Source organism: Pseudomonas sp. NPDC096917, from assembly GCF_044762555.1.
In the GTDB taxonomy this organism is placed as follows: domain Bacteria; phylum Pseudomonadota; class Gammaproteobacteria; order Pseudomonadales; family Pseudomonadaceae; genus Aquipseudomonas.
The window spans coordinates 171729-179690 of record NZ_JBIWEO010000001.1 but is presented as its reverse complement, the minus strand read 5'-3'; the positions used below and the strand labels follow the sequence as shown (position 1 = coordinate 179690).

General features: G+C 56.4%; 7 protein-coding genes. 5 read left to right on the top strand and 2 right to left on the bottom strand.

What is annotated here, in order from left to right:
* Positions 1-296, bottom strand: a 296-nt coding sequence (locus ACIQYF_RS00880) for a GTP-binding protein (protein WP_402855483.1), incomplete at its 3' end; no start/stop codon positions are given.
* Positions 297-435: 139 nt separating this feature from the next.
* Complete coding sequence (thiI, locus tag ACIQYF_RS00875) at positions 436-1890, bottom strand: tRNA uracil 4-sulfurtransferase ThiI (protein ID WP_402855480.1); 1455 nt, start codon at positions 1888-1890, stop codon at positions 436-438.
* Positions 1891-2223: 333 nt separating this feature from the next.
* On the opposite strand from thiI, the gene glnA reads away from it, so the two are divergent.
* The 5 genes from glnA (at position 2224) to ntrC (ending at position 7530) form a co-directional block, all read left to right on the top strand.
* Positions 2224-3630, top strand: coding sequence for a glutamate--ammonia ligase (gene glnA / locus ACIQYF_RS00870; RefSeq protein ID WP_402855477.1), 1407 nt, complete (start codon positions 2224-2226; stop codon positions 3628-3630).
* A gap of 177 nt (positions 3631-3807) precedes the next feature.
* Positions 3808-4227 carry a cupin domain-containing protein gene (locus tag ACIQYF_RS00865; RefSeq protein ID WP_402855475.1) on the top strand — a complete coding sequence of 140 codons (420 nt, stop codon included), beginning with the start codon at positions 3808-3810 and terminating at the stop codon, positions 4225-4227.
* A 7-nt stretch (positions 4228-4234) separates the two neighbouring features.
* Positions 4235-4750 carry a DUF4124 domain-containing protein gene (locus tag ACIQYF_RS00860; RefSeq protein ID WP_402855472.1) on the top strand — a complete coding sequence of 172 codons (516 nt, stop codon included), beginning with the start codon at positions 4235-4237 and terminating at the stop codon, positions 4748-4750.
* Positions 4751-5014: 264 nt separating this feature from the next.
* On the top strand, positions 5015-6100 hold the full coding sequence (gene glnL, locus ACIQYF_RS00855) for a nitrogen regulation protein NR(II) (RefSeq protein ID WP_402855469.1): 1086 nt from the start codon (positions 5015-5017) through the stop codon (positions 6098-6100).
* Entirely contained in the window at positions 6097-7530 is a 1434-nt protein-coding gene (gene ntrC / locus ACIQYF_RS00850) for a nitrogen regulation protein NR(I) (protein WP_402855466.1), read from the top strand. Before glnL ends, ntrC begins: the two co-directional genes overlap by 4 nt.
* Positions 7531-7962 lie beyond the last annotated feature (432 nt).

Genomic DNA, 7962 nt, shown 5'->3' with positions numbered 1-7962 from the left:
CCCAGCCGCAGAACGGAGTCACCCATCGACATTACGCGTTCTACTTCGCCGCCGAAGTCGGCGTGGCCCGGGGTGTCCACGATGTTGATGTGGTAGCCGTTCCAGTTAATAGCGGTGTTCTTGGCAAGAATGGTAATGCCGCGCTCTTTTTCCTGGTCGTTGGAGTCCATCACGCGCTCGTCGTTGAGCTCGTTGCGCTCCAGAGTGCCGGATTGACGCAAGAGTTTGTCTACCAGGGTGGTTTTACCGTGGTCAACGTGAGCAATGATGGCGATGTTACGTAGATTTTCGATCACTTGTGTATCTCGATCAGAGGATTCGGTGTGCTGACAGGTCGTGGCAGCGATTAACAGTAGAGTCCGGCAAAGCCGTTACAGCTTGACGGCGGCGTCGGGGGGCCGGTGACGCAGGCCACAGGCATACAGCCCCGGGCTCTTAGCTCGGTCGATAAACGCGCACATTGGCATGTCCCTCACTGAGCAAATGGTGAGCATGCAGGCGACTCATCACGCCTTTGTCGCAATACAACAGGTACTGACGGGTATCATCCAGTTCCTTGAAGCGGCTGTTCAATGCATAGAATGGCAACGCTTGTACTTCGATGCCAGCCAGTTCCAGCGGTTGATCTTCCTGAGCATCCGGGTGACGGATGTCGATCACAATCTGGCCCGCCAGCACTTCGCTGACTTCTTCGACTTGCAAGTCCTGGCCCAATTCATCGATCACCCGATCAATCGGCACCAGTTTGGCCCGCTCGAGCGCTCGCTCAAGCACGGCCATATCAAACTGTTGTTCTTCGTACTCCACACGCGGACGCTTGGCGTGGGTCTTGGGGTTGACCGAAATCACCCCGCAATATTCAGGCATGTGCTTGGCAAAGTCGGCCGTACCGATTTCAACCGCCTGATCAATGATGTCTTGCTTGTGGCTGGCGATCAGCGGACGCAAGACCAGCTTGTCTGTCACGCAGTCGATAACCGAAAGATTCGGCAGCGTCTGGCTGGCAACTTGAGAAATAGCCTCGCCGGTCACGAGCGCATCAATTTCGAGCTGATCTGCAATACGGGACGCCGCGCGCAACATCATACGCTTCAAAATGACGCCCATATGACTGTTATCAACTTTGCCGAGAATTTCACCCAGCACTTCTTCGAACGGAACGCTGACAAACAGCACGCGCTGCGAGCTGCCGTACTTCTTCCATATATAGTGCGCGACTTCCATCACGCCCAGTTCGTGGGCACGCCCGCCGAGGTTGAAGAAGCAGAAGTGGCTCATCAGGCCGCGACGCATGATCTGATAGGCCGCCACTGTCGAGTCGAAACCACCGGACATCAATACCAGGGTCTGCTCAAGCGCGCCCAACGGGAAACCGCCGATGCTGTCGTGCTGGCTGTGAATCACAAACAACCGTTGGTCGCGAATTTCGAAACGGACTTCAATTTCCGGCTTTTTAAGGTCAATTCCGGCCGCCCCGCATTCACGACGCAGCTTGCTGCCGACGTATTTCTCGATTTCCATCGAGGTAAATGGGTGCTTGCCACCGCGTTTGCAACGCACTGAAAAAATCTTGCCGGCCAAGGCATCGCCAAAGTGCAGTTTGCACTTTTCAACGACGTCGTCGAAGTCGCCCAACGGGTACTCGTCGACTTGCAGGAAATGCGCAATGCCCGGCATGCAGCTCAGGCGCTCAGTCATCTCCTTCAAGGCTTTGGGGTCACTTACACGCGTTTGCAACTCGATGTTGTCCCACACACCTGTCACTACCACAGCCGGGTCCAGATCGCGGAGCACAGCACGGATGTTTTTAGCCAATTGACGGACGAAACGCATCCGAACCGGGCGGCTCTTGATAGTGATCTCGGGGAAGACTTTAACGATAAGTTTCATGAAAACAGCGCGCGAGCAGCCTGCCAAAAAAGGGGGGCGCGGATTATAGCGGAAATTGCTCAAGGTTTAACCAGTTATCGTACAAACGGTTTTCACCGCACCAAAATGGAACATTGACCACTCGAATCGCTTCATTTGAGTGCGATTAACGCCGCAAATCAACAGTCTTGAGCGCCAACCTGCTTGAGATTGAAGCGTTTAACCCAAATCGGAGCACTGGCATGCAATTTGCTCCCTTGTGATGCAGGTTGCCTTGGCAGAGTATTCGCGCCGGCATCAACCACTTATTAAGGGCTATTCCACTACCAGCCCTAAGCCACCCCGGAGGACACTATGTCGAAGTCGGTTCAACTCATCAAAGATCATGACGTCAAATGGATTGATCTGCGCTTCACTGACACCAAAGGCACTCAGCACCACGTGACCATGCCGGCCCGTGATGCGTTGGACGAAAACTTCTTCACCGACGGCAAAATGTTCGACGGCTCCTCCATTGCTGGCTGGAAAGGCATCGAAGCATCCGACATGATCCTGCTGCCAGACGACAGCACAGCCGTTCTGGACCCATTCACCGAGCAGCCTACGCTGATTCTGGTGTGCGACATCATCGAACCTTCGACCATGCAAGGCTATGACCGCGACCCGCGCGCCATCGCTACCCGTGCCGAGGAATACCTGAAGTCCACCGGTATCGGCGACACCGTTTTTGTGGGTCCAGAACCAGAATTCTTCATCTTCGACGAAGTGAAGTTCAAGTCCGACATCTCCGGTTCCATGTTCAAAATCTATTCCGAACAAGGTTCGTGGATGTCCGACCAGGACGTAGAAGGCGGCAACCGTGGCCACCGTCCAGGTATCAAAGGCGGCTACTTCCCGGTTCCTCCGTTCGACCATGACCACGAAATCCGCACCTCCATGTGCAACGCCATGGAAGAGATGGGCCTGGTCATCGAAGTTCACCACCACGAAGTGGCAACTGCTGGCCAGAACGAAATCGGCGTGCAGTTCAACACCCTGGTGAAAAAGGCTGACGAAGTTCAGACCCTGAAGTACTGCGTACACAACGTGGCAGACGCCTACGGCCGTACCGCTACTTTCATGCCTAAGCCTCTGTACGGCGACAACGGCTCGGGTATGCACGTTCACATGTCCATCTCCAAAGATGGCAAGAACACCTTCGCTGGCGAAGGTTATGCCGGCCTGTCCGACACCGCCCTGTACTTCATCGGCGGCATCATCAAGCACGGTAAGGCCCTGAACGGCTTCACCAACCCGGCCACCAACTCTTACAAGCGTCTGGTGCCAGGTTTCGAAGCACCAGTCATGCTGGCCTACTCGGCTCGTAACCGTTCCGCCTCGATCCGTATTCCTTACGTGTCCAGCCCTAAGGCTCGCCGTATCGAAGCACGCTTCCCGGATCCAGCGGCTAACCCATACCTGTGCTTCGCGGCACTGATGATGGCGGGCCTGGACGGTATCCAGAACAAGATCCACCCTGGCGACGCAGCTGACAAAAACCTGTACGACCTGCCGCCTGAAGAGGCTAAAGAGATCCCACAAGTTTGCGGCAGCCTGAAAGAAGCCCTGGAAGAGCTGGACAAAGGTCGTGCGTTCCTGACCAAAGGCGGCGTTTTCAGCGACGACTTCATCGACGCTTACATCGCCCTGAAAAGCGAAGAAGAAATCCAAGTACGTACTTTCGTACACCCACTGGAATACGAGCTGTACTACAGCTGCTAATCCAGTTTCACCCGTGAAAGCGGCGTGATTTGATGAAAGGCCTCCTACGGGAGGCCTTTTTTATGCGCAACGTCTTACATTCCAAGGCGTGACACCCGAGTAAAACTTCACCAACGCCTGACAGCCACCCCATAGCGCGATCTGTAACGTGAGGCGACTCATCAAACGGATGCCGCCATGACCCTATCCAACTCGCTCAAAGCCCTGCTGCTGTCGCTGGCCTGCCTGACCTTGTTCGGCTGCACCAGCAACCCCGCAAGCGTCAAAGTCGAGCAACTGCTCAAAGCCACTCACTCATGGGATGGTGCACCTTATGGCCCGTACCCGGCTGGCCAACCCGAAATTAGCGTTATCAAAATCATCATCCCGGCCAACACTGCACTCAATTGGCACACGCACCCTATGCCCAATGCGGCCTATGTGGTGTCTGGCGAGTTACTCGTTGAAACCCGTGACGGCAAGCACAAAAAGACATTAAAGGCTGGCCAGACACTGCCTGAAGTCGTGCAAACCGAGCACCGTGGCACCAGTGGCAACGAGCCCGTTGAACTGATTGTGTTTTATGCCGGTGGCGCGGGCATGCCGCTGTCGCAGTAAACAGCCTGTGCGCTACGTCTTGGTATGCCTGTGGCTCATTGCCCTGCCTGCAAGCGCACAGGTGTACAAATCCCTTGATGCTCACGGCACCGTGCACTTCGGCAACACGCCTCGCGATCTAACCGGTAGCGCACCTATAACGCTTGGGCCACTTAATCTCCAACCAGCCCTGAAGATTGCTCCACCCGACAACCCGCAGCACCTGCTGCCCGAACAAGAGCGCGCTCATCCGCCCTACACTGCACTTAAAATCGATGGCCTGCCCGTCGAACAAGCCCTGCGTGCCAACAACGGAACCTTCCCGGTACAGCTCACGATTGACCCGCCCCTGCACAGCCAGCATAGGCTGCAATGGCTGCTGGATGACCGACCCTATGGCGAGCCCGACACCCAAACCGTCATGAACGTGAACAACATTGATCGCGGCAGGCACTCTCTCTCCGTGAAAGTGATGGACGGTGACGAGACCGTGCAACAAAGCCAGACGGTTGTTTTTTACCTGCAACGCGCTCGCCAAAAATAACCCGCAGGGGCTGAATATCCCCGCATTCACTCGAAACTGAATCTATTCAGCCAACTTGCACTATATTGGTGCAAGCACTGCTCTAACACTCGCTTACCAGCCCACTTTGGTTCAAAACAACTCACTGACAGAGCCAGGGCGCCATCTAAACGAGCCTAAAGCCCCTATTTCAGGCGATTCGCGCTTCTTTTCGGAGCCTTGGTTTGTTTTTTGCATTTTCCTTGCACCAGCGCCTTACCCGCGCACGCAATCCGGGATCGGCCCATGACCATCAGTGATGCCCTGCACCGACTGTTACTCGACAACCTGACCACCGCCACACTGTTACTCAATGCCGATTTGCGCCTCGAGTACATGAACCCGGCGGCGGAAATGCTGCTGGCTATCAGCGGCCAACGCAGTCATGGGCAATTCATCAACGAGCTGTTCACCGAGTCCACCGAGGCCCTGCACTCCTTGCGCCTGGCCGTTGAACAAGCCCACCCGTTTACCAAGCGAGAGGCCATGCTGACCTCTGCCACCGGCCAAACCCTGACCGTGGATTACGCGGTGACGCCAATCCTGAGCATCAGCGGCACCATGCTGCTGCTTGAAATGCACCCTCGCGACCGGTTGCTGCGCATCACCAAAGAAGAAGCGCAGTTGTCCAAGCAAGAAACCAGCAAGATGCTGGTGCGCGGCATGGCCCACGAAATTAAAAACCCGCTGGGTGGCATTCGGGGCGCAGCCCAACTGCTGGCGCGCCAATTACCCGATGAAAGCCTGCGTGACTACACCAACGTCATCATCGAAGAAGCCGATCGCCTTCGTAACCTGGTCGACCGCATGCTGGGCTCCAACAAACTGCCCTCGCTGTCCATGACCAATGTGCACGAAGTGTTGGAGCGGGTATGCAGCCTGGTGGAAGCCGAGACCCAGGGCGACATCACGTTGGTGCGTGACTACGACCCGAGCCTGCCGGATTTGCTGATCGACCGCGAACAAATGATCCAGGCCGTACTCAATATTGTGCGTAACGCGATGCAAGCCATTGGCAATAAGAATGCTCTGCGCCTGGGCCGCATCACCCTTCGAACCCGCGCCATGCGCCAGTTCACGATTGGCCATGTGCGCCATCGACTGGTCACCAAAATCGAAATTATCGACAACGGGCCGGGCATCCCGCCCGAGCTGCAAGACACCCTATTCTTTCCGATGGTCAGTGGCCGCCCGGATGGCACCGGGCTGGGCCTTTCCATCACCCAGAACATCATCAGCCAGCACCAGGGACTGATCGAGTGTGAAAGCCACCCTGGCCACACACTCTTTTCGATCTTTCTGCCTCTGGAACAAGGAGCCGCATCGACATGAGCCGAAGTGAAACCGTTTGGATCGTTGACGACGACCGTTCAATCCGCTGGGTACTGGAAAAAGCCTTGCAACAAGAAGGCATGACCACACAGAGCTTCGACAGCGCCGATGGCGTGATGAGCCGCCTGGCTCGTCAGCAGCCTGATGTGATCATTTCTGACATTCGCATGCCGGGTGCCAGCGGCCTGGATTTGCTGGCCAAAATCCGCGAGCAACACCCGCGTCTGCCGGTGATCATCATGACCGCCCATTCAGACCTGGACAGCGCAGTCGCGTCCTATCAGGGCGGCGCCTTCGAATACCTGCCCAAACCGTTTGACGTCGATGAGGCTGTATCGCTGGTCAAACGTGCCAACCAGCATGCCCAAGAGCAACAAGGCCTGGCAGTGGCCCCGGCTGCTGCGCCCACCCCGGAAATCATTGGCGAAGCGCCAGCGATGCAAGAGGTATTTCGCGCCATTGGCCGTCTTAGCCACTCCAACATCACCGTGTTGATCAACGGTGAATCCGGGACGGGTAAAGAGCTGGTCGCTCATGCGCTGCATCGTCATAGCCCACGGGCCGCATCGCCGTTTATTGCCTTGAACATGGCGGCGATCCCCAAAGACCTGATGGAGTCTGAACTCTTCGGCCATGAAAAAGGTGCCTTCACCGGTGCCGCCAACCTGCGGCGCGGGCGTTTTGAGCAAGCCGATGGCGGGACGTTGTTTCTGGACGAAATCGGCGACATGCCCGCCGATACCCAAACGCGTCTGCTGCGCGTTTTAGCCGATGGCGAGTTCTACCGTGTGGGCGGGCATATTCCGGTCAAGGTCGACGTGCGTATCATTGCCGCCACCCACCAGAACCTCGAAACACTGGTGCAGGCGGGCAAATTTCGTGAGGACTTGTTCCACCGTCTGAACGTAATCCGCATTCATATTCCGCGCTTGTCAGATCGTCGCGAAGACATCCCGACGCTGGCCCGGCACTTCCTCAGCAACGCCGCACAAGAGCTGTCGGTCGAACCCAAACTGCTGAAAACCGAAACCGAGCAATACCTGAGAAACCTGCCGTGGCCCGGCAACGTTCGCCAGCTTGAAAACACCTGCCGCTGGATCACCGTGATGGCATCGGGGCGAGAAGTGCACATCAGCGACCTGCCGCCCGAACTGCTGAACCTGCAACACGATGCGTCCCCCGTCACTAACTGGGAGCAAGCCTTGCGTCAATGGGCTGATCAGGCGCTTGGTCGTGGTCAGTCGAACCTGCTCGACAGTGCTGTGCCGACCTTTGAGCGGATCATGATCGAGACCGCCCTCAAACACACCGCGGGCCGCCGCCGCGACGCCGCCGTACTGCTGGGCTGGGGCCGCAACACCTTGACCCGCAAAATCAAAGAACTGGGCATGAAAATCGACGGCGACGAAGAGGACGGGGACGACGCGTAGGACTGCCGCTAGCCCTCTCTCGAAGGGCGATCTCTAAACCACTCAGAAAGCAACGCAGTCCTTGTAGCCGCTGACAAGGCACAAAGGCTGCGTGCAGCCAGCGTGGTTTAAGGGGGGCCTAACATCAAAACACAAGCGCACCACCCTCAAGCAAGCCGCCCTACTTCTGTGCATAGCGCGCTCTAAAGGGCTTGATCAGCCTTCTGACCCTCAACACCCGAATAGACAAAAGCCCCGAATTTCGGGGCTTTCACGTTTACAGAGAGAAAAAAAGGCAAAAAAACAAAACTGGCACGCACCCTGCAATAACCCTATTACCAAAGCAATACCGGTTTAGGGGACCTTGGTACAGGCAGGCCAGGACTCCCCACTTTTACACCGCAGCCTTGATGCCTTTTGCATCAACGCGCACAACGCTTTTGGGGAACCCGG